This window comes from Corynebacterium sp. 1103A, assembly GCF_055700955.1.
In genome coordinates, this window is record NZ_JASTTF010000004.1 from 1 (window position 1) to 25,900 (window position 25,900).

Genomic DNA, 25,900 nt, shown 5'->3' on the forward strand with positions numbered 1-25,900 from the left:
ACTTTCTCGCCGTTGGCGTTGGTTTTGGTGCCGGTGCCGAAGGCGTCGAGCCAGGTGCGCAGAAAGTTGCGGTTGACCCCGAGATCGGAGGCGATCGCGTTGATCGTTGCTCCGGGAGTCGACTCGTACAACGAGACTGCGTCACGCTTGAACAACTCGGTGTAGGTCTTGCGTGGCATGGTGGAAAGGTACCTCACTTCCCCAGCGACATGCTGGTTTCAGCGTGTCCACCATCAAGGGGTCAGGTCCCTCCTTATGCGGGTTAGGTTCCCACACACAAACCATCAGACACTCTCAACAAAGGACATGACAGCCTTCAAGCTAGGCAGGCTGAGTTCGCGGCACAGGTCCAAATACTGGATCCCGTCCGCGAAGATGGAGTGCGCTGCTTTCACAGTGTCCAAGGCTGTCGTTGCTGTCATGCCTCACACGCTAGAAGCACAGATCAACCCCGACAAGGGTACCATCCCGCGCCTGTGGATAACTCCGCCGCCCGAGTGCAATGGTTAACGCCCGGGAACCGCAGCCTGTGGAAAACAGATAACTAAGGAATGCAAAAGTTCGCGAAACTTCCGCAGAAGAGTACGCTGTATTGGCCGAACAAATTTGATACGAGAAAGGAACGTGTAGCAGCACCGTGACGGACAACCCTACTCCTCAAAGACCAGGTACCCTCCAGCTGCTGACTACCTTCCACTCCTCCGCCCCGCGGTGGCCCGGCGCGCTGCGCGCCGCCTTGGCCATCCTCCTGCCGGGTTGCGTGGCCCTGCTGCTGGGTTATACCAACGCTATCCTGCTCATCGCTACCGGCGCCTTCGCCGTCATCTACGGCGAGGGCCACCCCTACCGCACGCGCGCCCGTGTCATCGCGGTGGCCGGCACACTGCTGATCATCGGATCGGCCACCGGCACCCTGGTTGGCACGCTGGTCTTCGCCCCCGGCCACGGCCACTGGTGGCTCATCCTCTCGGCGCTGTTTACGGTGCTGCTGGCCACCACGGCCGCGTTCGTCCAAAACGCCCTGCGCCTGCCGCCGCCGGGCGGCTTCTTCATCGTGATGGTCTCGGGTGGCTCCACCATGCTCGCTCGTAGCGGCACCCACGTCGGCGAGGTCATCCTATGGGCCTGCGTCGGCGCGGGTACCGCGTGGATCCTCGGCATGGCCCCGTCGCTGCTGGATAAGCACGGGCCGGAGCGGCGCGTGGTCGACACCCTGGAGCGCGCCGCCGAGGACTACGCCAACGCCGACAAGGACCACCTGGCCCGCCACCACCAGGCGCAAACGGCGCTGTCGAATGCGTGGCAGTCGTTGGCGGATGCGGGCATCGTAAGCGGTGGTCGCATTATCAACCAGTCGCAGTCCGAGCTGGTGCGGCGCACGCTGGCGGCGCAGCGCAGCATCGTCAGGCATAACCTGCGCGACGACTTCGGCGCCGCCGAGGCCCTGCTCACCGACACCCCAAACGACATCGACCCGAGCCGCACCGTCATCCCGCACAGCCGCCCGACGGTGAACTACCGCCTGTACCGCTCCGCGGTGCGCAACGGCCACGCCTTCATCACCGCCGAGCGTGTCTTCTTCGCCGGCCTGATTACCGCGCTGCTGGGCGTGGCGCTGGGCCTGGGCCGCCCGGACTGGGGCGCTATCTCGGTCCTGCTGATTCTGCAGTGGGGCCCGGATCGGGTGCCGGGCACGGTGCGCGCCATCCACCGCGCGGCCGGTTCGGTGCTGGGCGTGTGCCTGTTCGCCACCTTCCACTACTTCGGCGTATGGGGCTGGTCGCTGCTGCTTGCGCTGGCGGCCTGCCAGTTCTTCGCGGAGATTTTCGTGGTGAAAAACTACGCCTTCTGCGTTATCTTCTCGACGCCGCTGGCGCTTTTGATGGGCAACTCGCAGGCGCCGGAGCTGGCGCCCGTCGTCGGCGCGCGCATGGCGGAGATTTCCCTGTCCATCCTGTTCGCGCTGTTGGCGCTGTGGCTGTACCGGCCGACATCGGCGGCGCTGAACCACTACCGGCTGCAGATCCGCTGCTACGAGTCGATGGGCGCGCTACTGGGCGCCCTGCTGACCGAAACGCCGCAGCAATCCCTGAGCCAGCGCCGCGACCTGCAGTACGAGCTGCTGTCCGAGCGCCGATCCATCCAGTCGGTGGGCGCCAACCAGCCGGATCGCCTCGGCGAGTTCAGCGCCCAACACGAGGCGATCCAGCACGCCGGCTACCAACTACTGGACTTTTGTAACTTGGCGCCGGATAGCCAGCCCAGCGCCGCGGATATCCGCCAGTTGGCGGACAAGGTGAGAATGGCCAGTCCGCAGGCCCGCTAGCGCGGCTGCAGCAGCAACGAAGCATCGAGGAGGTGCTCCTGGACCACCGGGGCGAAAAGCTCTTCCAGTTCGGCCACAACGGATTCTGGGAACTGCATGGTGGGTTTATACCTCGCTGACACAAAGTTAAAGGGGATCGCTTAGACCTGCGATACCCCTTCATCCTAACTCACACCCGTGTGATTAGCCTCCCTTAACGACGGTGACCTGCCAACCGGCATCGCCGGCGCGGTGGAAGTCGGTGATGCGGTGGCCGGCATCGGCCGCCCAGGCCGGGATAGAGTCGGTGGCCTGGGTGCAGTCGAAGTCGATGACCAGGGCCTCACCGGTCTCCAGCTCGTCCATGACCTGCTTGGCCTCCATCAGCGGGAAGGGGCAGACCGCGCCCAGGGTATCCAGCGCGTAGCGGCCCTGCCCCAGCGGGCGGGCCTTCTGGGTGGACGTACTCACCTGGGGCTTGAGCGCGACGGCGCCGGTGGCAACAGGAAAGGGCTGCTGGGTGGTGGCTGGGGCGTCGCGAAGCACGGCGTCTTCGGCCGAGGCCGGGGACTGGTTAACGCGGTGGGGCTTGAGCCACAACTTGGCGCCGACGGCCACGCCCAGGGCCATGAACAGCAGAGCGCCCCAGCCCTTGAAGCTGAACAAGGAGGTCTCCACCATGCCGTTGCCGACCGTGCAGCCGCCGGCCAGGGACGCGCCCACGCCCATCATGATGCCGCCGGCCACGGCGCGGTAGGCGGTCTGCGCGTCCGGGACGCGCACGCGGAACTCGCCGGTGGCCTTGGCCGCGAGGAAGGCGCCGATGAACAGGCCGACCACCAGCAGCGTGCCCCAGTTGAGGTACTGCCCGTCACCGGTGGTGGTATACCGCATGACGTCGGCGGTCGGGGTGGTAATGCCCAGGCCGCTGTTGCGCCCGGTGGCCGCGGACAGTGGGAAGGCCACGGTGGCGATGAGGCCTACCAGGATGGCGGCGGTGTTCAGCGACAGCGGGCGGGCCCACCATGGCTGCCCCAGGTCGTAGGAGGGGCGGCCGGCGTCCTTGCGGCGGTAGTGGCGCCACAGCCCGAAGGTCACGGCCCAGACCACAGCAACCAGCAGCCAGGGCGTGATCCCCAGCGCGCCGTGGATGGTGGTCAGCGGCATCTCCCACTGCTTGAACCAGCCGTCGACCTCGGCCAGCGGGCCGGATTTCATCGCCGCGGCGGAAAGGCCGTAGAGCAGCAGCGCGATCCAGGAGCCGACCAGGCCCTCGGCGGAGCGGTACCATGTGCCGGAGGCGCAGCCGCCGGACAGGATGATACCCAGGCCGAAGATGAAGCCGCCCACGATGATGGCCACCGGGGTGAAGTTGGCGACCTCGGGCTGGATGACGCCCAGGCTGGTCAGCAGGGTCAGGCCGAAGGCGTGCACGGAGATAAGTATCATCAGCGCGGTAAACCCACGCCAAGTCTTGTTCATGAAAATATCGCGCAGCATGCCGGTCACGCAGAAGCGTCCGCGCTGCAGCACGGCGCCGAAGACGCCGCCCACCAGAAGTCCAGAAATCAACATGACGCCTACCCTATCGGCTAATAGACGGGATTGTCTAGCATGTCTAGACTAAGCAGTTGCAGCGAGGTTCCGAGTTGTGGCTTATGCCAATATCCTGAGATTTACCTTCGTGTCGAAACCAGAACCTGAATCCTCGTCCTCCTCATCCACCCCTGCTACCCCGTCTAGCTTTTCCGCTTCCTCCAGCGAGCCGCAGCCGCGCAGCGCCGGGCCGACCGGCAGCACTGGGCCCGCGATGAGCCTCTACCCTCACAACATGCACCCGGGCCTGGTCCCGGGTATCGGCGTGGAAGACCAGCGCAACACCTTCGGCCTGGACAAGATCATCTTCAGCGTGACGGCGGTACTCGTAGTCGGCTTCATCGCCTGGGGCGTGATATCGCCGGACCAGGTGGCGCAGACGGCATCGGCGGCCTTTGGCTGGGCCATTACCAACGCGGGCTGGCTGCTGAACATCACCATGATTCTAGCCATCGTGGTGATGGCGTACGTAGGCCTGTCGAAGCTGGGCCGCATCAAGCTGGGCACCGACGACGAGCAGCCGGAGTTCGGCTTCTTCTCATGGGTGGCGATGGTGTTCGGGGCGCGGGCATCGGCGTCGGCCTGTTCTTCTACGGTCCCTCCGAGCCGCTGAGCTACTATCTGACCCCGTCGCCGCACACGGTGGACGAAGGCGGCACGGTCGAGGCCCTCCACCAGGCGGTCGCGCAGTCCCACTTCCACTGGGGCATTTCCCCGTGGGCGATGTACTCGGTGGTCGGCGCGGCGATCGCCTATTCGTCCTACCGCCGCGGGCGCGTGCCGCTGATTTCGTCCATCTTCAAACCGCTGTTTGGCTCCAAGGACACCGACGGCCCGCTGGGCAAGGTCATCGACATCATGGCGCACATCGCCACGCTGTTAGGCACCGCCGCGACCTTGGGCGTTTCCGCCGTGCAGATCGGCCAGGGTGTGGAGATTATCTCCGGCGCCGGGCCGCTGCCCAACCGCATCTTGCTTATCATCATCGCCGTACTCGGCGTGGGTTTTGTTGTTTCGGCAGTCTCCGGGGTCTCCCGCGGCATCCGCTACCTGTCCAACCTGAACATCACGCTGACGCTGGCGCTGGTGGCCTTCGTCTTCATCACCGGCCCGACGTTGCTGCTGATCAACCTGTTGCCGTCCGGCATGCTCACCTACCTGGACGAGCTGCTGCCAATGATGTCGAAGTCGCTGTCCTGGGGTGACGAGACGGTCGAGTTCCAGTCCTACTGGACCGCCTTCTACTGGGCCTGGTGGATCGCCTGGGCGCCGTTCGTCGGCATGTTCGTCGCGCGCATCTCCCGCGGACGCACCCTGCGCCAGTACGCGGCGGTGACCATCCTGGCCCCGACCATCATCCTCATCCTGGCCTTTACCATCTTCGGCGGGACGTCCATCACCTTCCACGACGCCGGCATCCCGGGCTTCGACGCCGACACCTCCGGCGAGGCCGTCCTGTTCAACATGTTCAGCAACCTGCCGCTGGGCACCATCACCCCGTTTGTCCTGCTGGGCGTGCTGGCCATCTTCTTTATCACCTTGGCGGACTCGGCCTCGGTCATCATGGGCACCATGGCCTCGAAGGGCAACCCCTCCCCGAACAAGGCCTTGGTGGTCTTCTGGGGCCTGTGCATGATGGGCATCGCCGTGGTCATGCTTCTGACCGGCGGCGAGGAGGTCCTGTCCGGCCTGCAGAACCTGACCATCCTGTCGGCGCTGCCCTTCTGCGTGGTGCTGCTGGTGATGATGGTCGCCTTCATCGTGGATCTGCGCAGCGACCCGATGTTCATCCGCCGCCAGTACGCGCGCACGGCGGTGGAAAACGCGGTGATCCGCGGCATCGAGGAGCACGGCGACGACTTCGAGCTCTCCGTCGAGCACGCCACCGACGGTCGCGGCGCCGGCTCCGACTTCGACTTCGCGGCCAGCCGCTACACCCGCTGGTACCAGCGCACCGACGAAGCCGGCGACGCCGTCGATTACGACTTTTCCACCGACACCTGGTCCGACGGGTACGACCCGAAACACGATTCCACGCACCCAGACTACATCGGCGAGAAGGCCGAGCAGGCCGAGCAGGCGGACCAAACCGGCGCAGACGTCCCAGAAGGCCAGCAGGGCCGCCAGGACTAGCTTCGTAGTGGCCAGGCTTACAGCGCTATCCCGCCCGCAGCGGAGCGGGTGCCAGTAGGATTTTGAGGCATGGGCCTTCCCGCAGACGTCGTCCTTGACGGATTCACGCTCATTGACCAGCACCGCGTCGACCACAAGTTCTTGCTCCACGGTTCGCCGTTTTCTGTCCAGACGCCACTGTGGTTCGCCGCCACGATGGCGGGCATAGTCCTCGTTGCCGTAGGACTGCTGTGTTGGGCTTTTCGCCGCGGATCCAGGGGAACCATTGCCGGCGCTTTAGTACTCGGGGCGGGTCTTGCCACCGTAAAGCTCTGGTGCTTAGCGCTGAGCCTGGCCGGACAATTCGACGACGGCCAGGTCTTTGGCTACACCCTGCGGTACTATCCCACCTACTGGTCACTAGCCGGCTGGTTACCGCTCGCGGTCGCCGCTATCGGTGTGATCGCCGCAATCATTGCAGTAGTGACCATGCCGCGGCAGCAGAAGACGCAGTAAACCCCTACTACGTTTGCGAGGATCCTCATCCTTCCAGCACAGCGATAGCTATGTGCACACGGTTGGTGCCGTCAATCTTCGACAAGATGTGTTTGAGGTGGGTCTTGACGGTAGTCAACGAAATAAACAGCGTGTTCGCAATTTCCTGGTTACTAAATCCTTGCGCTACTAAGCCGGCGACCTCGTTTTCCCGTTCACTAAGCTCCGCAAGGTAGCGCGGTCTTAGGGCCGCGTTTTCTGGCCCACGACCTGGATCGGGCTCTGGGACTGCGGCGCCCTCGGGCTGCCCGCTAATCTGAACGAGGGAGGAAAGGACCTCGGGGCTTAAGATCTGTTGCCCGGCCGCGGCAGCCCGCACCGCCGCCACTAGGGGCTCCGGACCGGTAGTCTTCAGCAGGAACCCCACTGCCCCCGCGCGCAAGGCAGACAGGATAAATTCTTCGGTATCAAAGGCGGTCAACATCACCACTGGAATATCGCGCGCCGAAGACATGGACGCCAGCCGCGAGGTCGCCTCAATGCCGTCCATTACAGGCATACGGATGTCCATTAGCACCACGTCCGGACTGGTTCGTGTCACCAGTTCCACACCGTCGCGGCCGTTACTGGCCTGTCCGACCACGGTGATATCCGCAGCGCCTTCAAGCACCAGAGCCAGACCGCTGCGCAACAGTTCTTCATCATCAATTAACGCCACTTTAATCATTTGTAAAAAGTCTAACCTTTTCCGCGTCTAACCTTCTTTCCGAGGCAACCGGAGACACAAGCGGAACTGGCCGGCGGTGTGGTCCACGCGCAAATCCCCGCCAGCCACGCGGGCGCGCTCCTTCAGCCCTACCAAACCATAACCACCTGAGTTCCCAGTGGCGCCGGCACCTAGCACCGGGTTCGTTAAGGTGACGATGAGGAAGCTGTCATCCGCAGTGACGGAGAGGTTTAGGGCTTGCCCAGGGGCGTACTTTCTGGCGTTGGTAAACCCCTCTTGCAAGGTACGGGTCAGGGCATGGGCCGCGAGGGTTGATAAGGCGGAAAGTTCGGCCTCGTCTACGACAAGGTCAGTGCGAATATCAGTACCGCGTTCTCGCTCGTCCTCGACTAGATGGACCAGTCCGGTCAGTGGATCGATCGAATCGTCATGACGCAATGCATGCAAGACCTCCCTTAAGTCCCCCACCGCGCCTTCCGCCTCATGTTGAATGGTCCGGGCAGCCGATTGGATGACGTCTGTTGGCAGATCATCTCGATAAGATAATGCCGCGGCTTGAACAGAAATAAGCGACAATCGGTGCGAAAGGGAGTCGTGCATATCACGGGCGATTCGCTCCCGCTCAGCTTGGCGGGCCGCCTCCGCCCGAGCATTGATGTGCTCCTGTGTTAGCTGCGCCTGAGCGGCCAGCGCGATGATCCGTTCCTTCCGAGATGCCCGCACTTGCCCGATCGCCAAGCACCCCAAGATGAATACCGGGTAGACGAGGAAAGCCCCAATGAAACTACCTATCTGGTAAGGCAGCGATCCCTCGCCTCGGGGGCCGACCGAGGTAGGACCAACCAGAGCTGCTACCGTCACTGCGACCATGGACGCCCCGGCAGCGCTAAAGGCCCAGCGTTGGCTGCGCCGCGAACACAATGATATTAACACCACCCACACGGTGGGACGATAGGTAATCAGCCCGAACGTCGCGCAGATTATAAGACCGGCAACGAGAGTACTACGCGGCCCCGGTCGGGGGTGCACGGCAGAGTCTTCGGCTGGCCCATGCCGCAGGGAGACAAAAAGCAGTGGCCAGCAGACCAGGAACAAAACGGGCCCACAAATGAACCTAAACACAAAATCGTTTCCGAGGTTTTCTGCCCGGTCGAGAAATTCCAACCAAGCAACGAAGTCCCCGACCACGCAAGCCAGCAAAAGGAGCACGGTCTGCCAACGGGGACGGGAAGAGTGGATCGTCATGCTTACCAATCTAGGCGCGAATTCCTGCCTACCTTCATCGTCCTAAAGGGTGATTGCAACCGGGAATAATCCACTCATTGGGCGATACCTCCTCCGGCCCGGATAGGACACAGTGGGAATCATGATTACTTATCACCAACTTGCTGCACATGATTCTCCAACCCGCGCCACGAGGTGGTGGCGGCCTATCATCGGAATCCTACTCACCGTCGCCCTGGTTTGCCTCATCCAAGTGGCGATCGTTGCGATCACGCTCCTAGCCGGCAGGATGGGCATAGCAGATCCGGACCGGTTCATGACCGGAGACGAAAATGATCCGCTCTCCCAGGGAGCGACCCTGCTGGCACTGGCCGTGACACTGTTATGCGGGCCCATCGTGTTGCGCTACCTAGGCGCCCGGCCAGGTCATTTGTGGTCTGTGGTGGGCCATATTCGCTGGCGATTGCTCCTCGCCAGCCTCACGGTAGCACTGGCGGTCAATCTCGCCATCACCTGCGGGATTGACGCTCTTGACGACGGGATAAATTTCGTTTGGCCGGACCAGGATGGCTGGATCCTGCTCGGGATAGTCGTTCTTTTAGTCCCCTTCCAAGCCACCGCCGAGGAGGTACTCTTCCGGGGGCTATGTCCACAACTCTTTGGCTGCTGGTTCACGCCGGCGTGGGTGTGCTATCTGCCCGGAATCCTCGCGTTCGTATGGGGCCATACCTACAATTCTAAAGGCCTGGTTATCACCGGAGTGTTTGCAATCCTCAACTGCGCTTTGGTGCACTATACAGGCGGGCTTGAATGCGGTATTGGAATCCACGTAGCAGGAAACCTTATGGCTTTTGGTTTCCCAGTTCTGGTGGGACAACAAGCTCTGGGCGACGAGATCGGCTGGGGCACTATGGTCTTCAATATCGCCAGCAACCTTCTCGTGTTCGCCGCGGTAGCGTTCATAGCCTGGCGATGGTTCCGGCCACGTCACCACGCCCCGGATCTAGCAGCCGGCATCCAGCACCGTGATGGCGATGTGGATCCGGCTGCGCGCCGGCAGCTTCCGGAGAATGTGTTGCACATGAGTCTTGACCGTAGTGACGGAGACGAATTCCGTGGCGGCGATCTCCGCGTTGCTCAATCCCTGGGCGACCAGCCGGGCAATACCCAGTTCCCGCTCGGATAATTGAGCCAGCTTCGCCCGAGCTTCAGTTTGCTTCGGGGTGGCGTGCGGTTCTGCGTTGAGCAGCGACGCCACCACCCCGGGCGAGAGGATCTGCTGACCCTCGTGCGCGGCGCGCACCGCGGCGGTCAGGGCCTTCGGCGGGGTGTTTTTGAGCAGGAAACCCACGGCCCCGGCGCGCAGGGCGGCGGCGATAAACTCGTCGGTGTCGAAGGCGGTGAGCATGATGACCGGCACGGCCGGGTCGATCTTTTCTACCGCGGAGATGCCGTCGAGCACCGGCATGCGGATGTCCATGAGCACCACGTCGGGCTGCAGGTCGGTGACGACCGCTACCCCGTCGCGGCCGTTGCTGGCCTCGCCGACCACCCGGATCTTCGGATCGGATTCCACCACCAGCTGGACGCCGTCGCGCACCAGCTCCTCGTCGTCGACGATGACGACCCTAATCATTGCGCCTCCTTTAGCGGCAGGGTGATGCGAACGCAAAACTCGTGGCCTTGGTCGATGGCCAGGTTACCGCCCACCAGCTTGAGCCGCTGGCGCATGCCTTCCAGCCCGCGGCCGGTGCCTCTCCCCGTCACCCCCGCCAGGAACGGGTTGCTGACGTGGCAGGTGTAGGTGCAGGCAGTGGCATCGGTGGCCTCTACCACGGTGACCGGCTGGCTGGGCGCGTGCTTGCGAGCGTTGGTCAGGCATTCCTGCAGCGCGCGGGCCAGGGCCTGGGCGGCCGCGGTGGACAGGCGCGGGGTGGCGCCGTCGCTGGTGAAGGTGATGGCGTCGCCGGCCTCCTGCGCGGAGCTTATGATCTCGCGGACGCCGGGCCCGGGGGCCTGCCGCCCGGTGCTGGACCGCAGCACCTCCCGCAGGTCATCGACGGCAAGGGCGGCCTCGGCGCGGATGGTTTCGGCGGAGCGGCGCTGCTGCTCAGGGCTCAAGTCCTCGCGCTCGGCCAAAGCCCCGGCGTAGAGGGAAATCAAGCTGATCCGGTGCGAAAGGCTGTCGTGGAGGTCGCGGGCCAGGCTTTCGCGCTCGGCGGTTGCGGCGGCTGCCACCCGTGCGCGATGGTCCCGCTTGCTGGCAGCCCGCCCCATGCCGATGAGTAGCATGGGCACCATCACCATCGTGAGCGCGGCCAGGAAATACCAGTCGTCCAGGGGCAGGGCGCCGCTGGGGTTGAAGGTCCAATCCACTAGGAAGCCGGCTACCATCGCGACCACCCCGATCACGGACCAGCGCGTGGAGCCGCGCCCGACCAGGGAAATAAACGCCACCACAGAGGAGACGACGCCAAAATAGGAAAAGCTGCACAGGATCACCAGCGCGCTGCAGACCAGCGCCCCGCGGGTCCCAGGGCGGGCGGAGTCTTCCTCCGGCTCGTGGCGCAGGCCGATAAACAGCAGCGGCCACCCCACCGCGCTGACAAGCACCATGAAAGCAACGTAGGCGCCAAACTCCGGAGTATCGGCGGCGGGCGAATCCTCCAGATCGATGCCCACCAGCACCAGCCCTACCGCCACGTCGCACACAGCGCACAGCACGACGATGCCAATCCGGCGCACGGTCTTCGGTCCCACAGTCATAGGCTCAGTATAGGCGGCTACCGAGGCCACGAAATCCTCCCTGGGAAGGAAACCACCCGGGCCGAAACCTGACATCGTGGAAGGCATGGACGAATTAACGCAGATTTCATTTCACCGTATGCTGCCGGGCCCCTGGTGGCGCCCGCTACTAGAAGCCGTGGTCTTTATCTTTTTCGCCGTGGTCTTCTTCTTCGGCTTCGCCCTGGTCGCAGGGTTCAGCTTGGGCGACGAGGTCATCGACGCCATCGATGACATGTCCCGGCCAAGCACCTTCGCCGTCGGCCTGGGGCTTATCATCGTGTTGGGCGCCGCCGCCTGGGTGGCGGCGAGCATCTGCCGGCGTGGCTGGAACGTGGCGACCACCCGGCGCGGGGCCCGCGGGCTGTGGTCGGTTGACGGCCGGGTGCGCTGGGGGTTGGCTGCTCAGGCCGTGCTGCCGGCCGCGGTAGCCTGGGCGGTGGCCTACCTTCCAGTCATGGTCATCGAGGGAAATTCCCCGCACTGGGATTCCACCGCGGCCGTACTGCTGGCGCTCACGGTGACGCTGGTTCCGCTACAGGCACTCAGCGAGGAACTGGTCTTCCGGGCGCTTTTGCCCCAGTGGCTGGGGCACTGGATCCGATCGCGGTGGCTGGCCTACCTGCCCGGCTTCGGGCTGTTTATCGCCGGGCATGCCTACGATGCCAAGGGGCTGGCCGCCATCGCGGCCTTCGCCGCGGCCGCGACTGTGCTGACGTGGTACACCGGCGGCATTGAGGCCGCCACGGTGGTCCATACCGTAGGCAATGTCTTCGCTTTTGGCTCCGCGGCGGTGGGCATTACGGACCCCAATGCCGTGGAGGTGAGCTGGGCGACCGTTGCCGCCGAGGTCGTCTTCTCCGTGGGCGTGGCCGCCTGGATTCTCTACCTGGTGCGCCGCCGCCCTCAGCTGGTGGCGGCTAGTCCTGCTGGGCTGCCTGACGGGCCGCGTGAATGGTCGGCGACGGAAGCAGCTCCTCAGCCACCAGCCGCTCAAAGGCCACCCCAGCCAGCGCGGCGGCCTGATCGCCCAGAATAGAGTCGTCGAAGCGCGCCAGCGGCGAGTGGTTCCACTCGCGCTTGGCCTGCGGGGTCTCCGGGTTCGCGGTGCCCAGCCAGACGAACGTGCCGGGCACCTGCTGGAGGACAAAGCCAAAGTCCTCGCTGGCCATCATGGGCGAGCGCATCGGCACCACCCGGTCCGAACCGAACTGGCGGGACCACACGCCCGCGGCGAAGGCGTTCTCGCGCGGGTTGGTCTTGGTGGTCGGATAGAGGATCTCGAAGTCGATGTCCACCGCGCAGCGGTGCGCCGCCGCCACGTTCGAGGCCACCTCGGTGATGACTTGGCGGACGCGATCGATGGCGGCATCATCAAGCACGCGGACCGTGGCGGAAAACCCACACTTGTCCGGGATGGCATTGATGGCACCGTCGCCGGCCCACAAGTTGGTCACGGTGATGACCACTGGGTTCATGGCGTCGAAGCGGCGGGTGACGGCGGCCTGCAGGGCGACTTGGATTTCGGCCATGGCGGCGACCGGGTCTATGGCATCATGCGGGCGGGATCCGTGCCCACCCTTGCCGTGGACGGTCAGTCGCAGGTTAGACGAAGAGGCCATCAACGGGCCCGGCACGTGGTAGAAGTTGCCGTAGTCCTGCGGACCGACGTGGATGCCGTAGGCGGCGACCGGGCGGCGGCCGGCGGCATCCAGCACGCCCTCCTCAATCATGGGGCGCGCACCGCCCGGGCCCTCCTCCCCGGGCTGGAACATGAAGATGACGTCGCCGGGGATCTCCTCGCGATGCCGGCTCAGCAGCTTCGCCGCGCCGACCAGCGCGGAGGTGTGCAGGTCGTGGCCGCAGGCGTGCATGTAGCCGTTGGTGGCCGCGAACGGCGAGCCGGTGCGCTCGGCAACCTCGAGGGCGTCCATGTCTGCACGCAGCAGGACGGAGACCGGATGTTCGCCACGCTTGCCGCCGCGCAGGACTGCCACCACGGAGGTCACCGAAACCCCCGTGGTGATTTCCAGCGGCAGGCCAGATAACTCCTCGAGCACCTTAGCCTGGGTATAGGGCGTGTGGTTGCCGATCTCCGGGTTCTGGTGCAGGTCGCGGCGTAGCACCTGCAGGTGCTCGAGCAGCTGCGCTCCGTCCTCGCGCAGGACCTCTCCCGCCGGGCGCGAATCCAGGGTAGCCTGCGTGACGGGCAGCGGGGGCAGCTGCTGGCCCTGCCGGGGCACGGACTGCTCCGGGGAAGGCTGCCGGTAAGGGCCGGTACGGTAGGCGGTTCGCGGGTCCTTTTGATGCGGGGACTGAGGCACCGTCATCGTGACTTCTCACTCCTTGTTACTGGCGTTTAGCAACCGAGCGTACCAAGTTTTTCCTACCCACCCCTTTTATCTCACTTGTATACACACTAATCTTTCTTTTATGAGACGCACTTCACCTTTTACCATCGCCCCGCTCTTCTTCGTCGCTGCCTGCTCCACCGGCGAATCCACCCAAGACACCCCCAGCCCCGAAGCCGGAAGCACCGTCACGCAGGAATCCAGCGCAGCGAACGAGTCCGACCAAACTACCCCCAAGTCCAGCTCGAAGGCCAAAGACTCCAAGCGCCCGGCGGCTGGCGATGCCGACTCCTCCACCGAGAACACCGCCGCTTCTACCGGCGGCCCCCAGGAACCCGTCGCCGATAGCAACCAGGGAGCCGGCGCTGGTGCTGGCGCGAGCAACCGCGCCGTCGACTACGTCGTCTCCGACTACCTCGATCTGGTCATGCACAACCCCGCCCCCGGCCAGACCGCCACCGTGGCCGGCACCTATTACGAGGTCTGCGTGCTGGGCGACGGCTTCGGATTGCACACTGTCCTGGCCGGCGAGAACACCAGCTGCGGATTCGGTAGCGCCGTCCTCGACGCCCAGACCGCCGGACACAACCCCACCGGCGAGAACATCCGGGACTTCTACCAGCCGGAAATCTCCGTGACCAGCCCGACGACGGGCCAGACCTACAACATGCAGTGCAGCGTGCTAGGTGATAAGTCCATGGAGTGCACCGGCGGGAACAACGCGCGCGTGGTGCTGTACTAGTCGGAGTCGGTCGACAGCGCGGCGACGAAGGCTTCCTGCGGCACGGAGACCGAGCCAATGGACTTCATACGCTTCTTACCGGCCTTCTGCTTCTCCAACAGCTTGCGCTTACGCGAGATGTCGCCGCCGTAGCACTTGGCGAGCACGTCCTTGCGCATGGCGCGGATGTTTTCACGGCTGATAATCTTCGAGCCGATGGCAGCCTGCACGGGCACCTCGAACTGCTGGCGCGGGATGAGCTCTTTGAGCTTCTTGGTCATCTTGTTGCCGTAGTGCTGGGCGTGGTCGCGGTGCACGATGGCCGAGAACGCGTCCACGGGATCTCCCTGCAGCAGGATGTCCACCTTGACCAGGTCGGCCAGCTGCTCGCCGGCCTCCTCGTAGTTGAGGGAGGCATAGCCCTTAGTGCGGGACTTGAGCATGTCGAAGAAGTCGAAGATGATCTCGCCCAGCGGCATGGTGTAGCGCAACTCGACGCGGTCCTCGGACAGGTAATCCATCCCACCCATCTGGCCGCGCTTGGACTGACACAACTCCATGGTGGGGCCGACGAATTCCTCCGGCACGATGACCGTCATCTTCACGATGGGCTCGTAGACCTCGCCGACCTTGCCGCCCGGCCAGTCGGAGGGGTTGTGCACGATCTGTTCTTCCCCGTCCTCCTTGACCACCCGGTAGGTCACCGACGGCGCAGTGGAGATGAGATCCAGATCGAATTCGCGCTGCAGGCGGTCGCGGGTGATCTCCATGTGGAGCAAGCCCAAGAAACCGCAGCGGAAGCCAAACCCCAGCGCCACGGAGGTCTCGGGCTCGAAGGTGAGGGAGGCATCGTTAAGCTGCAGCTTGTCCAGCGCGTCGCGCAGGTCGGGAAAGTCCGCCTGGGAGATGGGGAACAGACCGGAATAGACCATCGGCTTCGGGTCCTCGTAGCCGCGCAGCGGGTTGTCCGCGCCGTTCTTGGCCCAGGTGACGGTGTCGCCCACTTTGGTCTCGCGCACGTCCTTCACGCCGGTGATCAGGTAGCCAACCTCGCCGGGGCCCAGCCCCTTGCAGGAGGTGGGCGTGGGCGAGACGATGCCGATGTCCAGGATCTCGTGCTCCACGCCCGTGTTCATCATGAGCACCTTCTGGCGCGGCTTCAGGGCCCCGTCCATCATGCGGATATAGGTGACCACGCCGCGGTAGGTGTCATAGACGGAGTCGAAAATCAGCGCGCGGGCCGGGGCGTCCGAGCCGCCCTCCGAGGTCGGGGCTGGCACCAGGTCGACCAGGCGGTCGAGCAACTCCACGACGCCCTCGCCGGTCTTGCCGGACACGCGCAGAACCTCCTCCGGCTCGCAGCCGATGATGTTGGCCAGCTCGAGCGCATACTTGTCCGGATCGGCCGCCGGCAGGTCGATCTTGTTGAGCACCGGGATGATTTCCAGGTCGTTTTCCATGGCCAGGTAGAGGTTGGCCAGGGTCTGGGCCTCGATGCCCTGGGCAGCATCGACAAGCAGGATGGCGCCCTCACAGGCCTCGAGCGCGCGGGAGACCTCGTAGGAAAAGTCGACGTGGCCCGGGGTGTCGATCATCTGCAGGACCATCTGGGTGCCGGCCAGCTCGCCCGACTGCGGGACCCACGGCAGGCGCACGTTCTGGGCCTTGATGGTAATGCCGCGCTCGCGCTCGATGTCCATGTTGTCGAGGTACTGGTCGCGCATGTCGCGCTCCTCTACCACCTTGGACAGCTGGAGAATGCGGTCGGCCAGGGTCGACTTCCCGTGGTCGATATGAGCAATGATGCAAAAGTTCCGGATCTTGGACGGATCCGTGAACGTAGTGGCCGCAAAATTCTCAGACAACGATGTCCCTTAATCTCCTCGAGTAAATAGATAGTCCGTCCCAGCTTACCCAAGACACGGGCGCTACCGGCAAGTAGGATAGACACATGGTTAACCCCGAGTCTGCTCGCACCTCTTCACCCTCCTGGGGCCGGAAAGTCCTGCACGCGCTGGGCGTGAGCGACAAGGAACCCATCGACAAGGGCTTAAGCCACATAAACCAGAGCTTGAGCCTGCACGGACACCGCACGAGCTGGGAGCCGCGCAAGCCCGCCAACATCCGGGTGGAGGCCACCCAGGACCGAGCACGGTCTATCTTCTTCGCCCCAGACATGGACGGCCAGGTCGACTCCGGGGAGGTCGTCTGGGTCTGGGCACCCACCGGCGGCCCGCAGTCCCCGCCCACCGAGCGCGCGGTCCTCGTGGTCGGCCGCACCCGCACCACGGTGCTGGGCCTGCTCATCTCCCCCAACCCGGAGCACGCCGAGGACGACTGCTGGCTGGAGATAGGCTCCGGCGAATGGGACGAGTCCGGCCGGCAGTGCTGGATCCGCCTGGACCGCCTGCTGGAAATCAGCGAGGAGCAAGTCCGCCGCCAAGGCATCCTGTTCCCGCAGCGCCGCTTCGAGCGGATCGCCAACCGTCTGCGCGCCGTCTACCACTGGGCCTAGCAAGAAGTCGCGTTTTGGCCGGGCAGGCGCCCGGCTGCTAAGATAGCCGGGTTACTTGGACTCCGGGCGCGTCGGCCGGGCGGGCAGGACCTTGGGTTCGTCTTGTACGCCGGCGCCGCGGCCACCAGCGGTGGCTTGGAGCCATGTCCGGAGAGTGCCCCAAGTTTCGTTGTCAATCAGATCGATTACTTAAGAGGTATTTTCAGCTATGGCTAACATCAAGTCCAAGCAGAAGCGCGTCATTACCAACGAGAAGGCTCGCCGTCGCAACAAGGGCATCCGCTCCGCGGTCCGCACCGAGATCCGCAAGTTCCGCGAGGCTGTCGCCTCCGGTGACAAGACTGCCGCTGAGAAGCAGCTGCGCGTCGCTTCCCGCTCCCTAGACAAGTCCGTGTCCAAGGGCGTGTTCCACCGCAACACCGCTGCTAACAAGAAGTCCGGCATGGCTAACGCCTTCAACAAGATGGCCTAAGCCCACCCCGGTTTCATAAATACTGACCGCCGGCCCGCACACTAAGGAGGATTCCTCCCCGCGGGCCGGCGGCCTTTTTTTACCCCGCCAGGCGAACACCTGTTCCCCGCAAGGCGGGCCGCGCGGCCGGCGGGTCGGTCGGGGCGCTAAAATATTGCCACGATGAACAACCTGAAGCCTTTAATGAAATGGGTAGGCGGCAAACGCCAGCTCCTACCAGCCATTCGGTCCGCCCTCCCCGCGGCCGGGTTTCAGCGCTACTACGAGCCTTTCCTGGGCGGCGGCGCGGTACTGCTCGCGCTCGCCCCGGGAAAAGCCACGGTCAACGACTTAAATACCGAGCTCATCAACGTCTACCGGGTCGCCCGCGACCACGTGGACAAGCTCATCGGCCTGCTGGCGGGCTACCCGAACACCCCGGAGTTCTTCTATGAGCTGCGCGCCCTAGACCGCGACCCGGAGGGCTTCGCTGCGCTTAGCGCCGTCGAGCGCGCCGCCCGTACGGTCTACCTGAACCGCACCTGCTACAACGGCCTGTACCGGGTCAACTCCGCCGGCCAGTTCAACGCGCCCTTCGGCCGCTACAAGAACCCGACCATCTGCGACGAGCCCACCCTGCGGGCGGTGGGCGCCTACCTGCGCGACAACAACGTCGAATTGCTCAACGGCGACTACGCAGTGCTGCTGGAGGCCGCCCAAGCCGGCGACTTCGTCTACCTTGATCCGCCCTACGACCCGGTTAACGTCACCAGCTCCTTTACCGGCTACGCCGCCGGCGGCTTCGACCGCAGCCAGCAGGAACGTCTCAAGCAGGCCTGCGACGAGCTGGACGCGCGCGGGGTCAATTTCCTTCTGTCGAACTCCGCCACGGATTTCATCCGGGACCTGTATGCGGACTACCCCACCGAGATCGTCGGCGCCACCCGGGCCATCAACTCCGTGGCCTCCCGGCGCGGGAAAGTCAATGAGGTCCTAGTCCGCAACTACACCGACACCACAGGAGGAGCCACCGCATGAGCCGGGCCACCGACGCCGAGGCCGCCGAAATAGCCGAGCTGCGCGACCGTTTCGGCATCGGCAAGGACACGAAACTCGGCGTCAACGACATCGGCTGGCTGCGTGTCTTCGCCACCGAGGAATTCGCCGGGCCGCTTGCGCGCGACGGCTTCGCCCGCATTACTGCCTCCCGCCTGAAGGAGATCAGCCGGCGCGAGCCCCGGCTGATGGCCTAGCACGACTACTCCAGCTCGCGGCCGTGGCCATTCCGCAAATACGGCCTGTCCGTGGTGCCGTTGTCGCGGGATACCTACCTGGTCGGCAAGTTCGGCCTCTACCAGCAATTCGAGCGCGGGCCGCAGCCCACCCGGCGCCTGCCGGTGCCGGCCGACATCGAGTCCCTGGACTTTTCCCAGATTACCTCCGAGTCGCTGGCCCTGGCTGCGGCGGATCTTAGCGGCATCCTGGAAGACTTCATCGGCAGCGCTCCCCTGCGCTCGACGGTCTCCGGGCGCATGTCCACCCACCAGATCCCGATGCGGCTGGACGGTCGGGACTTCACCGTGGACCGAGCGCAGATGGAGATCGACGGCGGCTACGAGTCCGCGGACTGCCTGATGCTTATTGAGGCGAAGAACCACCTGCCCGAGGACTTTAACATCCGCCAGCTGTACTTCCCCTACCGGCGCTTCCGGCAGGTGGTTTCCAAGCCGGTGCTGCCGGTCTACCTGTTGTATTCGAACGGCGTTTTCCACCTGTTTCTCTACGCCTTCGGCGACGAGAACGACCCGCGCAGCATCCGGCAGGTGCGCTCGGCCCGCTACTGCCTGGGCGGCACCCAGCTGACGGCCTCTTCGCTCCTCGACGCCATCGAGCGCACCCGCGTGGAACCGGAGCCGGCCGCAGCGCCCTTTCCGCAGGCGGACTCGTTTGCGCGCGTGGTCAACCTATGCGAGCTTCTCGCCGCCAGCGAGGAGCCGCTGACCAAGGACTATATCCACACCGCCTACGGCTTTACCGCCCGGCAGGCGGACTACTACGCGAATGCGGCGGCCTACCTCGGCCTGGTCCGCATCAGCCAGCGAGGAGTGACCCTGACCGAGCTGGGCGAGCAGGTCATGGCGCTCGATGACCTGGACGCGCGCAACTTCGCGATCGTGGAGCGCCTGGCCGCCCGCAGGGTCTTCCGCACGGCCGCCCAGCGCGCGCTGGCCGGGGAAAAGATAGGCCGCGACGAGGCCGAGGAGATCATGCGCGGCGCAGACTTGGGCCTGGGCGAGTCCACCCTCAAGCGGCGCGCGGCCACCGTCGCCGCCTGGACCGAGTGGGTTCGGGACCTGGCCCACGCCGCCCAGGCCGAGCCCCCGGCCGGGCAGCCGGGGCTATGGGAAGAGGATCTCCCGCAGGCCGTTGACCGCCAGCAGGACGCCGGCCACTAGGAAGAAGGCGCCGGCGGCGATGTCGATCCAGGGGCCGGCCGCCAGTAACTTCCGCCGGACCGCGTTGGTGGAAATCACACAGCTGAGCGCGACGAAGAGGAAGAAGCTGGACAGCGACAGCGACAGCACCAGCGCGACTGAGAGCCCCGGCGACGGGTGCGCCGGCAGCAGCGGGGCGATCATCGCGGCCAAAAAGAGCACGATCTTCGGGTTGGACAGGTTGGTCGCCAGCCCCAGCCGGAAGGCCTGGCGCATGCGGCCGAGCCGCTGCACGGCGTCATCCAGGCTCTGCGCCGGGTTGCGGCGCTCCTGGAGCCCGGCGCGCATGGTCTTCCAACCCATCCACACCAGGAAGGCGCCGCCGATGGCTTGGACGAAGCCCAAAACGAACGGGAAGGTGCTCAGCAGCGCGGCCGCGCCGAATACGGTCAGCGTGCACCACATCAGCACGCCGACCTGGATGCCCGCGGCCGCGGCGATGGCGTGCCGGCGGGACTTCGTGGCGTACCGGGTCACCAGGATGACGTCCGGGCCGGGGCTGGCGGCCCCGACCAGGTTCATCACGATGATCGCGAGAAACGATGACCAGCTCACGCTAGGCGCTCGACCAGGTCGGTGCGCTCAAACATGCGCGCGGTATCCAGGGCGTTGGGGGTGCCGGCCTGCGGATCGGCGCCGGCGGCCAGGAGGGCGTCGATAACTGCGTCTTCCTTCTTAAAAATGGCGCCGGCCAACGGCGACTGGCCCCGATCGTTGAGTAGGTCCACGTTTGCGCCCTCCTCCGCCAGGGCGGCGACCAGCTCGGCGTGGCCGTGGTAGGCGGCGAGCATGACGAAGGATTGCCCCTCGTGGTTGACCAGGTCGATATTCACGCCCTGGTAGATGTAGTCCAGCAGCGTCTTATCGCCCTGGCGAGCCATATCGAAGAGGCGGTTGACAAGGTCTTGCAGTTCCGGTCCAGGTGCAGTCATGCACTCAAGCCTAATCTTTGACCCCGGCCGACTGGCCTTAGGCCCGGCGTTTTATCCGGCCAGCTCCGCGATCCGGCGCACCGCCGACTCCACGGCGAAGTCCGGGTCTTTGCCGGACTGGCCCTTGACATCGTAGTCGAGCTCGTCGATGAGAATCACGGCCTCCGTGACCGCCCGGCTGGACCAGCGGCGGGCCACCGGTTGGGTCAGCTTGACCACGTACGGGTTCAGGCCGGCCTGCTTGGCCAGGGAATACTGATCGCCGCGGGCGGAGTACAGCCGCGCGATGGCGCTGACCTTGTTGGCCAGGGCGCTGGCGATGGCCACCGGGCTTGCGCCCAGCTGCAGCGCGCGGCGGCAGGTGGCCACCGCGGTGTTGGTCTTGCCCGCGACCGCGGCGTCCGCGATATCCCAGTTGGCCACCTCGGCAACGGCGGAATAATATTCCTGGACCGCCTGCATGGTGACGTTGCCGCCGGTGTCCGCCACCAGCTGGCTGACCGCCGAGGCTAGCTCTCGCAGATCCGAGCCCACTCCCTGGAGCACCGCGTTGACCACGTCCGGGGTCGGCTGCACGTTGTGGCGGGAGAATTCCTTAGTCACCCAGCGGCCCAACTCATTCGGGTAGAGGGAAAAGACGTCGTGGCGCTCCCCCAGCTTTGCAAACGCCGTGACCAGCTCGGGCTGCTTCTTCTTGTTTTTCAGTGTCTTCGCCGTGACGCTGTAGATCGCCACCAGGGTCATGCCCGGGGCCAGCTGCTTGGCGCAGTTAATCAGCAGGCCGGTTAGCTCCTTGCCGACTTTCTCGGCGTCGGTGACCACGATGAACCGGTTGTCGCCGAAGAGGGACGGGCTAGTGGCCTCGGCCAGTTCGCCTTCGGTGACCTCACTGGCCCGCAGGGTGGTCATCTCCGGGGTCTGGCCGGTATCCGCCGCGATCTGCTTGGTGATGGTGCGGCGGGCGCGTTCGGTGAGGAATTCGTCGTCGCCGACGATGAGGTGGACCGGTGAAGCTGGCATGCCCTTCATCTTAGAACCTCCCGTCCACCGCGTGCTGGGTGCCGTCCGCATAGACCCGCACGGGCCCGTCCCGGGCCGGGTAGAGCACCGGGATATGGTCCTGCGTGCGGGTGGGCCGGTCCGCCGCGGCGCCCTCGCCGGACAATACCACGATCACTTGCGTGCCGGGCGGGACCGGATCGATGTCGTCGTCCGTGTCCACCACGTGCGCGCGCAGGCCGGTCAGGTCGACCTCCGGGGCGCTGGTGTGCAAGCGCGCTCCGCCCCGGGCTTGAATCCAGGCGGGCGCATACCCCAGAGAACCCGCAAGCCCCAGCACCGCTGCGAGGCTCAGCACCAGCGTGACCGTCAGCCGCGGCCGGTGGAAGAGGAAGCCGGCCACGACCCACCCGTAAACCAGCGTGACCGCCACCGGGCCCGCAGTCACCACCGCCAGCGGCGTCCCGATCCCCGGGATGTTGACCGCGATGGCGGCCAGCAGCCCCACCACAGTCACCGGCGCGGTGGCCGGGGCGACGGCCACGTTCGCCACGATGGAGACCACCGAGACCTCCCCGGCCATCAGCGCCACGATCGGGATGGTCACGATGTCGGCCGCCACCGCCACCGCGACGGCCCGGGTCAGCAGGTCCGGCAGGCCGAGCGGGGCCAGCCAGCGGTAGAAGACCGGCTGCAGCGCCACAATCCCCGCCGTCGCCGCCACGGATAGGGCGAAGCCGTAGTTGACCGCCAACTCCGTGTCCCACCACAGCAGCCCGATGATCGCTAGGCACAGGCCGTGGACAGGTTCCATGCGCGACGAGTTCACCACCGCCAACAGCCCCACCATGCCGGTCACGGCCGCACGCAGCACGGAAGGCTCCGCACCCACCAAGGTCACGAAGACTGCCAGCGCCCCGACCGCGCTCAGCACCTGTCCTAACGGCGACGCCCGCGCCCAGCGCGCCACGAGCGCGGCCGCGGCAGTGACCACCACGACGTTTGCCCCGGAGACCGCCGAGAGGTGGCTCAGGCCGGTCTCAATATACAGGGTGCGCTCGGCCGCGTCCTGCAGCCCCACGTCCCCCAGGACCATCCCGGGTAGCAGGCCCTGGCTGGCCGGCCCCACGGTATCCAGCACCACGGCCTGGAATTTCTCGGTCACCCCGGCGGCCCAACCCGCCCAGCCCTGCGGGGCGGCGACGGTAGTAACCTCCCCGTTGACCACGACGTCGACCACCCCGGGGCGGTTCGACTCACTCACCGTGCCGTCTACGGCCACCCGCGTGCCCGCCGGCGGCGTGGCAAAGCCGGCACCCTCGGGAAGCGACTCACTAAAGACCGGCACCGCCCCCGGTACGCCCTCGACGTCCAGGCGCAGCAGCCACCCGCCGCTGTCCAGGGCCACCGGGGCCGATTGCAGCTCGCCTTCTAGCCGCCCGGTGGGCGCGAACGCCGCGGCGCGGGCCTGCCGTACCAGCGCGACCACCATCGCCACACCGCCGGTCGCCGCCACCACCAGCGCCTGACCGACGTGCCGGCGCAGCGCGGCAGCCACGACCACCGCTCCCACCACACCCAGGCCTACCAGCGGCCAGCCCAGCACTACGGCCAGGGTGGCTGCCCAGACGCTGGCGGCCGCGGGCACCAGGCGCAGCTCCCTCACACGGTCACCTGCCCTTCCAGCTGCGCGAACTTCGCCGGCCCGATCCCGCTGACCTCCAGCAGCTGGTCCACCGCGCTGAACCCGCCGATGCTGTCGCGGTAGTCCACGATGGCCGCGGCGGTGACCTCCCCCACCCCGCTGAGGGACTGCAACTCACTGGCGCTGGCGGTGTTGATATTCACCGCCCCGCCGGCGGCCCCCGAGGAGCCGCCGCCACCGTCGCCGGTGCCATCCCCGCCCTGGAGGCCGCCGGGCTCCACGGGGGTCTCGCCGGGGCCGACCACGTGGATCTGCTGGGCGTCCTGGAGTACCTGCGCGTGATTGACCTGCGCCAGGTCTGCCTCCGGGAGCGGGCCGGCGGCGGCGAGCGCATCCGCCACCCGCGCGCCCGGCTCCAGCGTGACCAACCCGGGCCGGGCGACCTTGCCGACCACGGAGACCACCACCGGGGCCGTAGTCGGCGCGACCTGCTCAGTTGCGACAGCACCCGCCCCACTGGCCTCAGCCGGATGGCCACTTAGCGCCAGGTAGGATTCTTCGATCTCGGGTCCTCCCTCCTGCCAGGCCAGGTGCGCCTCCTCGGCCGGGTCGTCCCGCAAGGCGGTGCAGCCCACCCACACCACCAGGCCAAGGATGAGCAAGACACCCAACACGGCGGCGGGTGCGATGGGAATGCGGAACCGGGGAGCCGGGAAGGACACGTTCATCAGCTCCTCGGTCCCGGTGGGCCGGGTCAGTTCCTTTAGTCTATCGCTCAAATGCGGTGCGTTCATGCCGCCGAGACTAAAGTGCCACCGACGGAAAGGGAAGAGATTATCCCTGCACACCGGCCACAAACCGGAATTTAACCCTAACCAATAATGGAGCCTTTATTGGTTACTCGCAATGGTCCCATCGAGGCACGAAAAATTTCGCCCTCGTTGGCTACATTGCTGTCTAGCGGCTATTGCTCGCGCTGATGGCGGGCGGCGAAGGTGCCCAAAGGGTTCCTCGGCTTCGGGGCCGAGACCGGGGTTTCGGTGGCAAAGACCGCAGAGACCCCGATGGCGCCGGAACCGACGTGCACGGATAGCACCCCGCCCAGCGGGAGCAGCATGAAGGACGAGCCCTCCGGTAAGGCCCCATCCAGCAGATCCTGGAGGCGCTCAGCGGCCTCCTCGTCGCCGTTGTGCTGAATGGCCACGAAGGCGGGCTCGCCCTCGGCGCGCTCGACGGCCAGCTCCACCAGCTTGGTAAAGGCCTTGGTCTGCGTGCGGGTCTTGCCCACCAGGTCCACCTTGCCGTGGACGAGCTCCATGATGGGCTTGGTGGCCAGCAGCGCGGTCGAGAGCATGGCGGTGGCGGTGGACATGCGCCCGGAGCGGCGCAGATCGTCTGTGCTGGACAGGTAGACCCAGGTATTGGAGCGCGCCAGCGTGTCCTCGGCCGCGGCCCGGCACTCCGCCAGGTCCGCTCCGTCTTGAGCCAGCCGCGCGGCCGCCATGACCGCCGCGCCCATGCTCATTCCGGTGGAGCCGGAGTCAATGACCGCCAGGGCATCGGCAGCAAAGGCCCCGGAGGCCGTCACGGCAGAAGAATACGTCGAGGACAGTTCCTTCGACAGGTGGATAGCCAACACGGCTTCCTCCCCGCCGGCGGCGGCCGCGCGCTCCATCTGGCGGCCGTAGAAAGCCGCGAGCTCAATCGCACTGACCCCGGAGGTGGACTGCTCGGTGCCCTCCTTGCCCTCGTCGTCCATGACGTGGAGCTCGATAACACCAATGCCCAGCTCCGCCACGATCTCCTCCGGCAGCCCGGCCGAGGAATCCGTAACTACGCGTACCGCCACTAGATATCAGCCCCGCCGTCGCCGGCGACGCGCCCTCCCATGTTCCAGCCGTCGAAGTACCAAGTGGCCTTGGCCGGCTGTGCGGGATCAAAGTGCACGGGGGCGAGCGGACGTGCGGCGTCGAAGACAGGGCGGGCGGTCAGCTGCGCCCAGTGGGTGTTCTTCAGCCCGGACAGCGTGCCGTACTGGCGGTCCTCCAGGCCGAGCAGGTGGCAGGTCAGCGCCGCGATGGCCCCGCCGTGGGCCACCACCAGCAGCGCCTGACCGTTCCAGTCCTGGAACGACTCCATGAGCTCGTCGATGACCGGGCGGGCGCGCTCGGCCACCTGCACGCGGGATTCGCCCTCCGGCGGGGCCCAGGTGGCGTCGTGGCGCCAGAGGGCGCGGGCGCCGGGGAACTGCTCGTCCACCTCGGCGGAGCTCATCCCCTGCCAGTTGCCCAGGTTGGTCTCCCGCAGGCGCGAATCGGTCTGGTAATCCAGCCCCAGGGTCTCGCTGACCACGCGGGCGGTCTCCGCCGCGCGGCGCAGGTCCGAGGCGACGATCTTGGCCACTCCCTCACCGCGCAGTAACTCGCCGGCCGCCCGAGCTTGGGCATAGCCGGTTTCGGACAGCTCCGTATCCAGGTGCCCCTGCATGCGGCCCGTGGCGTTATAGGTGGTCTGTCCGTGGCGTATGAGGATCAGGCGGCGGCTCATG

25 protein-coding genes and 2 pseudogenes are annotated in these 25,900 nt (G+C 65.7%); 11 read left to right on the plus strand and 16 right to left on the minus strand.

Annotated elements, in window-relative coordinates; all coding sequences use genetic code 11:
* Together QQS52_RS04150 and QQS52_RS04155 are read right to left on the minus strand one after the other, a co-directional pair.
* Nucleotides 1-179: transposase (locus QQS52_RS04150; protein ID WP_472772868.1), on the minus strand; the 179-nt coding region annotated here is incomplete at its 3' end.
* Nucleotides 180-284: 105 nt separating this feature from the next.
* Nucleotides 285-422 (minus strand): hypothetical protein, encoded by a 138-nt coding sequence (locus QQS52_RS04155; RefSeq protein WP_472772706.1) that lies wholly within the window; start codon nucleotides 420-422, stop codon nucleotides 285-287.
* A gap of 215 nt (nucleotides 423-637) precedes the next feature.
* Here QQS52_RS04155 and QQS52_RS04160 point away from each other — a divergent pair, with 215 nt between their 5' ends.
* Nucleotides 638-2,326: an FUSC family protein gene (locus tag QQS52_RS04160; RefSeq protein ID WP_472772707.1), complete on the plus strand. Its 1,689-nt coding sequence runs from the start codon at nucleotides 638-640 to the stop codon at nucleotides 2,324-2,326.
* A gap of 183 nt (nucleotides 2,327-2,509) precedes the next feature.
* On the opposite strand, the gene QQS52_RS04165 is transcribed toward QQS52_RS04160, so the two are convergent.
* Nucleotides 2,510-3,880, minus strand: a complete 1,371-nt coding sequence (locus QQS52_RS04165; protein ID WP_472772708.1) for a YeeE/YedE thiosulfate transporter family protein — start codon at nucleotides 3,878-3,880, stop codon at nucleotides 2,510-2,512.
* A gap of 256 nt (nucleotides 3,881-4,136) precedes the next feature.
* On the opposite strand from QQS52_RS04165, the pseudogene QQS52_RS04170 reads away from it, so the two are divergent.
* Together QQS52_RS04170 and QQS52_RS04175 are read left to right on the plus strand one after the other, a co-directional pair.
* A pseudogene (locus QQS52_RS04170) lies at nucleotides 4,137-6,034 on the plus strand (BCCT family transporter).
* A gap of 69 nt (nucleotides 6,035-6,103) precedes the next feature.
* Nucleotides 6,104-6,529 (plus strand): hypothetical protein, encoded by a 426-nt coding sequence (locus tag QQS52_RS04175; RefSeq protein WP_472772709.1) that lies wholly within the window; start codon nucleotides 6,104-6,106, stop codon nucleotides 6,527-6,529.
* Nucleotides 6,530-6,554: 25 nt separating this feature from the next.
* Here the strand turns inward: QQS52_RS04175 and QQS52_RS04180 are convergent, their stop codons facing one another.
* Together QQS52_RS04180 and QQS52_RS04185 are read right to left on the minus strand one after the other, a co-directional pair.
* Entirely contained in the window at nucleotides 6,555-7,235 is a 681-nt protein-coding gene (locus tag QQS52_RS04180) for a response regulator (RefSeq protein ID WP_472772710.1), read from the minus strand.
* A gap of 27 nt (nucleotides 7,236-7,262) precedes the next feature.
* Nucleotides 7,263-8,480 carry a sensor histidine kinase gene (locus tag QQS52_RS04185; RefSeq protein ID WP_472772711.1) on the minus strand — a complete coding sequence of 406 codons (1,218 nt, stop codon included), beginning with the start codon at nucleotides 8,478-8,480 and terminating at the stop codon, nucleotides 7,263-7,265.
* A 295-nt stretch (nucleotides 8,481-8,775) separates the two neighbouring features.
* Between QQS52_RS04185 and QQS52_RS04190 the strand changes: the two are divergent.
* Nucleotides 8,776-9,294: pseudogene (locus QQS52_RS04190) on the plus strand (lysostaphin resistance A-like protein); the annotation flags it as partial.
* Nucleotides 9,295-9,462: 168 nt separating this feature from the next.
* On the opposite strand, the gene QQS52_RS04195 reads toward QQS52_RS04190, so the two are convergent.
* Both QQS52_RS04195 and QQS52_RS04200 read right to left on the minus strand, forming a co-directional pair.
* Entirely contained in the window at nucleotides 9,463-10,095 is a 633-nt protein-coding gene (locus tag QQS52_RS04195) for a response regulator (RefSeq protein WP_472772712.1), read from the minus strand.
* The gene (locus QQS52_RS04200; protein WP_472772713.1) at nucleotides 10,092-11,225 is read right to left on the minus strand and encodes a sensor histidine kinase; all 1,134 of its coding nucleotides are present in this window, start codon (nucleotides 11,223-11,225) and stop codon (nucleotides 10,092-10,094) included. Before QQS52_RS04200 ends, QQS52_RS04195 begins: the two co-directional genes overlap by 4 nt.
* Before the next feature lie 85 nt (nucleotides 11,226-11,310).
* On the opposite strand from QQS52_RS04200, the gene QQS52_RS04205 reads away from it, so the two are divergent.
* Nucleotides 11,311-12,282, plus strand: a complete 972-nt coding sequence (locus QQS52_RS04205; RefSeq protein WP_472772714.1) for a CPBP family glutamic-type intramembrane protease — start codon at nucleotides 11,311-11,313, stop codon at nucleotides 12,280-12,282.
* Here the strand turns inward: QQS52_RS04205 and QQS52_RS04210 are convergent.
* A complete protein-coding gene (locus QQS52_RS04210) occupies nucleotides 12,164-13,573 on the minus strand; it encodes a M20 metallopeptidase family protein (protein WP_472772715.1) in 1,410 nt (469 codons plus the stop codon). The genes QQS52_RS04205 and QQS52_RS04210 overlap by 119 nt on opposite strands.
* 103 nt (nucleotides 13,574-13,676) lie before the next feature.
* On the opposite strand from QQS52_RS04210, the gene QQS52_RS04215 reads away from it, so the two are divergent.
* Nucleotides 13,677-14,336, plus strand: coding sequence for a hypothetical protein (locus tag QQS52_RS04215; RefSeq protein ID WP_472772716.1), 660 nt, complete (start codon nucleotides 13,677-13,679; stop codon nucleotides 14,334-14,336).
* On the opposite strand, the gene lepA is transcribed toward QQS52_RS04215, so the two are convergent.
* Nucleotides 14,333-16,180: a translation elongation factor 4 gene (lepA, locus tag QQS52_RS04220; RefSeq protein WP_070769036.1), complete on the minus strand. Its 1,848-nt coding sequence runs from the start codon at nucleotides 16,178-16,180 to the stop codon at nucleotides 14,333-14,335. The two genes, QQS52_RS04215 and lepA, sit on opposite strands and share 4 nt — an antisense overlap.
* Nucleotides 16,181-16,266: 86 nt before the next feature.
* Here lepA and QQS52_RS04225 point away from each other — a divergent pair, with 86 nt between their 5' ends.
* The 5 genes from QQS52_RS04225 (at nucleotide 16,267) to QQS52_RS04245 (ending at nucleotide 19,737) form a co-directional block, all read left to right on the plus strand.
* Nucleotides 16,267-16,830, plus strand: a complete 564-nt coding sequence (locus QQS52_RS04225; RefSeq protein WP_472772717.1) for a type II toxin-antitoxin system PemK/MazF family toxin — start codon at nucleotides 16,267-16,269, stop codon at nucleotides 16,828-16,830.
* Nucleotides 16,831-17,038: 208 nt separating this feature from the next.
* On the plus strand, nucleotides 17,039-17,302 hold the full coding sequence (rpsT, locus tag QQS52_RS04230) for a 30S ribosomal protein S20 (protein ID WP_472772718.1): 264 nt from the start codon (nucleotides 17,039-17,041) through the stop codon (nucleotides 17,300-17,302).
* A 162-nt stretch (nucleotides 17,303-17,464) separates the two neighbouring features.
* Nucleotides 17,465-18,319, plus strand: coding sequence for a DNA adenine methylase (locus tag QQS52_RS04235; protein WP_472772719.1), 855 nt, complete (start codon nucleotides 17,465-17,467; stop codon nucleotides 18,317-18,319).
* Nucleotides 18,316-18,534 (plus strand): type II restriction enzyme, encoded by a 219-nt coding sequence (locus QQS52_RS04240; protein WP_472772720.1) that lies wholly within the window; start codon nucleotides 18,316-18,318, stop codon nucleotides 18,532-18,534. Before QQS52_RS04235 ends, QQS52_RS04240 begins: the two co-directional genes overlap by 4 nt.
* Nucleotides 18,535-18,585: 51 nt before the next feature.
* Nucleotides 18,586-19,737 carry a DUF6997 domain-containing protein gene (locus QQS52_RS04245; RefSeq protein ID WP_472772721.1) on the plus strand — a complete coding sequence of 384 codons (1,152 nt, stop codon included), beginning with the start codon at nucleotides 18,586-18,588 and terminating at the stop codon, nucleotides 19,735-19,737.
* Here QQS52_RS04245 and QQS52_RS04250 read toward each other — a convergent pair.
* The 7 genes from QQS52_RS04250 to QQS52_RS04280 form a co-directional block, all read right to left on the minus strand.
* Nucleotides 19,681-20,331, minus strand: coding sequence for a LysE family translocator (locus QQS52_RS04250; RefSeq protein WP_472772722.1), 651 nt, complete (start codon nucleotides 20,329-20,331; stop codon nucleotides 19,681-19,683). The two genes, QQS52_RS04245 and QQS52_RS04250, sit on opposite strands and share 57 nt — an antisense overlap.
* A complete protein-coding gene (locus QQS52_RS04255) occupies nucleotides 20,328-20,708 on the minus strand; it encodes an ankyrin repeat domain-containing protein (protein ID WP_472772723.1) in 381 nt (126 codons plus the stop codon). The genes QQS52_RS04250 and QQS52_RS04255 overlap by 4 nt, the downstream gene beginning before the upstream one ends.
* A 51-nt stretch (nucleotides 20,709-20,759) precedes the next feature.
* Nucleotides 20,760-21,737, minus strand: a complete 978-nt coding sequence (holA, locus tag QQS52_RS04260) for a DNA polymerase III subunit delta (RefSeq protein ID WP_472772724.1) — start codon at nucleotides 21,735-21,737, stop codon at nucleotides 20,760-20,762.
* A gap of 1 nt (nucleotide 21,738) precedes the next feature.
* Nucleotides 21,739-23,373, minus strand: a complete 1,635-nt coding sequence (locus QQS52_RS04265; RefSeq protein WP_472772725.1) for a ComEC/Rec2 family competence protein — start codon at nucleotides 23,371-23,373, stop codon at nucleotides 21,739-21,741.
* Complete coding sequence (locus tag QQS52_RS04270; protein ID WP_472772726.1) at nucleotides 23,370-24,146, minus strand: ComEA family DNA-binding protein; 777 nt, start codon at nucleotides 24,144-24,146, stop codon at nucleotides 23,370-23,372. Before QQS52_RS04270 ends, QQS52_RS04265 begins: the two co-directional genes overlap by 4 nt.
* A gap of 170 nt (nucleotides 24,147-24,316) precedes the next feature.
* The gene (locus QQS52_RS04275) at nucleotides 24,317-25,201 is read right to left on the minus strand and encodes a DegV family protein (protein WP_472772727.1); all 885 of its coding nucleotides are present in this window, start codon (nucleotides 25,199-25,201) and stop codon (nucleotides 24,317-24,319) included.
* Complete coding sequence (locus QQS52_RS04280) at nucleotides 25,201-25,899, minus strand: histidine phosphatase family protein (protein WP_472772728.1); 699 nt, start codon at nucleotides 25,897-25,899, stop codon at nucleotides 25,201-25,203. The genes QQS52_RS04275 and QQS52_RS04280 overlap by 1 nt, the downstream gene beginning before the upstream one ends.
* Nucleotide 25,900: the final 1 nt, after the last annotated feature.

Coding starts and splice junctions, on each gene's coding strand:
- QQS52_RS04180 (WP_472772710.1), bottom strand. CDS start 7,235: ATGATTAAAGTGGCGTTAATTGATGATGAAGAACTGTTGCGCAGCGGT.
- QQS52_RS04155 (WP_472772706.1), bottom strand. CDS start 422: ATGACAGCAACGACAGCCTTGGACACTGTGAAAGCAGCGCACTCCATC.
- rpsT (WP_472772718.1), top strand. CDS start 17,039: ATGGCTAACATCAAGTCCAAGCAGAAGCGCGTCATTACCAACGAGAAG.
- QQS52_RS04200 (WP_472772713.1), bottom strand. CDS start 11,225: ATGACTGTGGGACCGAAGACCGTGCGCCGGATTGGCATCGTCGTGCTG.
- QQS52_RS04240 (WP_472772720.1), top strand. CDS start 18,316: ATGAGCCGGGCCACCGACGCCGAGGCCGCCGAAATAGCCGAGCTGCGC.
- QQS52_RS04210 (WP_472772715.1), bottom strand. CDS start 13,573: ATGACGGTGCCTCAGTCCCCGCATCAAAAGGACCCGCGAACCGCCTAC.
- QQS52_RS04205 (WP_472772714.1), top strand. CDS start 11,311: ATGGACGAATTAACGCAGATTTCATTTCACCGTATGCTGCCGGGCCCC.
- QQS52_RS04225 (WP_472772717.1), top strand. CDS start 16,267: ATGGTTAACCCCGAGTCTGCTCGCACCTCTTCACCCTCCTGGGGCCGG.
- QQS52_RS04215 (WP_472772716.1), top strand. CDS start 13,677: ATGAGACGCACTTCACCTTTTACCATCGCCCCGCTCTTCTTCGTCGCT.
- holA (WP_472772724.1), bottom strand. CDS start 21,737: ATGAAGGGCATGCCAGCTTCACCGGTCCACCTCATCGTCGGCGACGAC.
- QQS52_RS04195 (WP_472772712.1), bottom strand. CDS start 10,095: ATGATTAGGGTCGTCATCGTCGACGACGAGGAGCTGGTGCGCGACGGC.
- QQS52_RS04165 (WP_472772708.1), bottom strand. CDS start 3,880: ATGTTGATTTCTGGACTTCTGGTGGGCGGCGTCTTCGGCGCCGTGCTG.
- QQS52_RS04270 (WP_472772726.1), bottom strand. CDS start 24,146: ATGAACGCACCGCATTTGAGCGATAGACTAAAGGAACTGACCCGGCCC.
- QQS52_RS04185 (WP_472772711.1), bottom strand. CDS start 8,480: ATGACGATCCACTCTTCCCGTCCCCGTTGGCAGACCGTGCTCCTTTTG.
- QQS52_RS04175 (WP_472772709.1), top strand. CDS start 6,104: ATGGGCCTTCCCGCAGACGTCGTCCTTGACGGATTCACGCTCATTGAC.
- QQS52_RS04280 (WP_472772728.1), bottom strand. CDS start 25,899: ATGAGCCGCCGCCTGATCCTCATACGCCACGGACAGACCACCTATAAC.
- QQS52_RS04255 (WP_472772723.1), bottom strand. CDS start 20,708: ATGACTGCACCTGGACCGGAACTGCAAGACCTTGTCAACCGCCTCTTC.
- QQS52_RS04235 (WP_472772719.1), top strand. CDS start 17,465: ATGAACAACCTGAAGCCTTTAATGAAATGGGTAGGCGGCAAACGCCAG.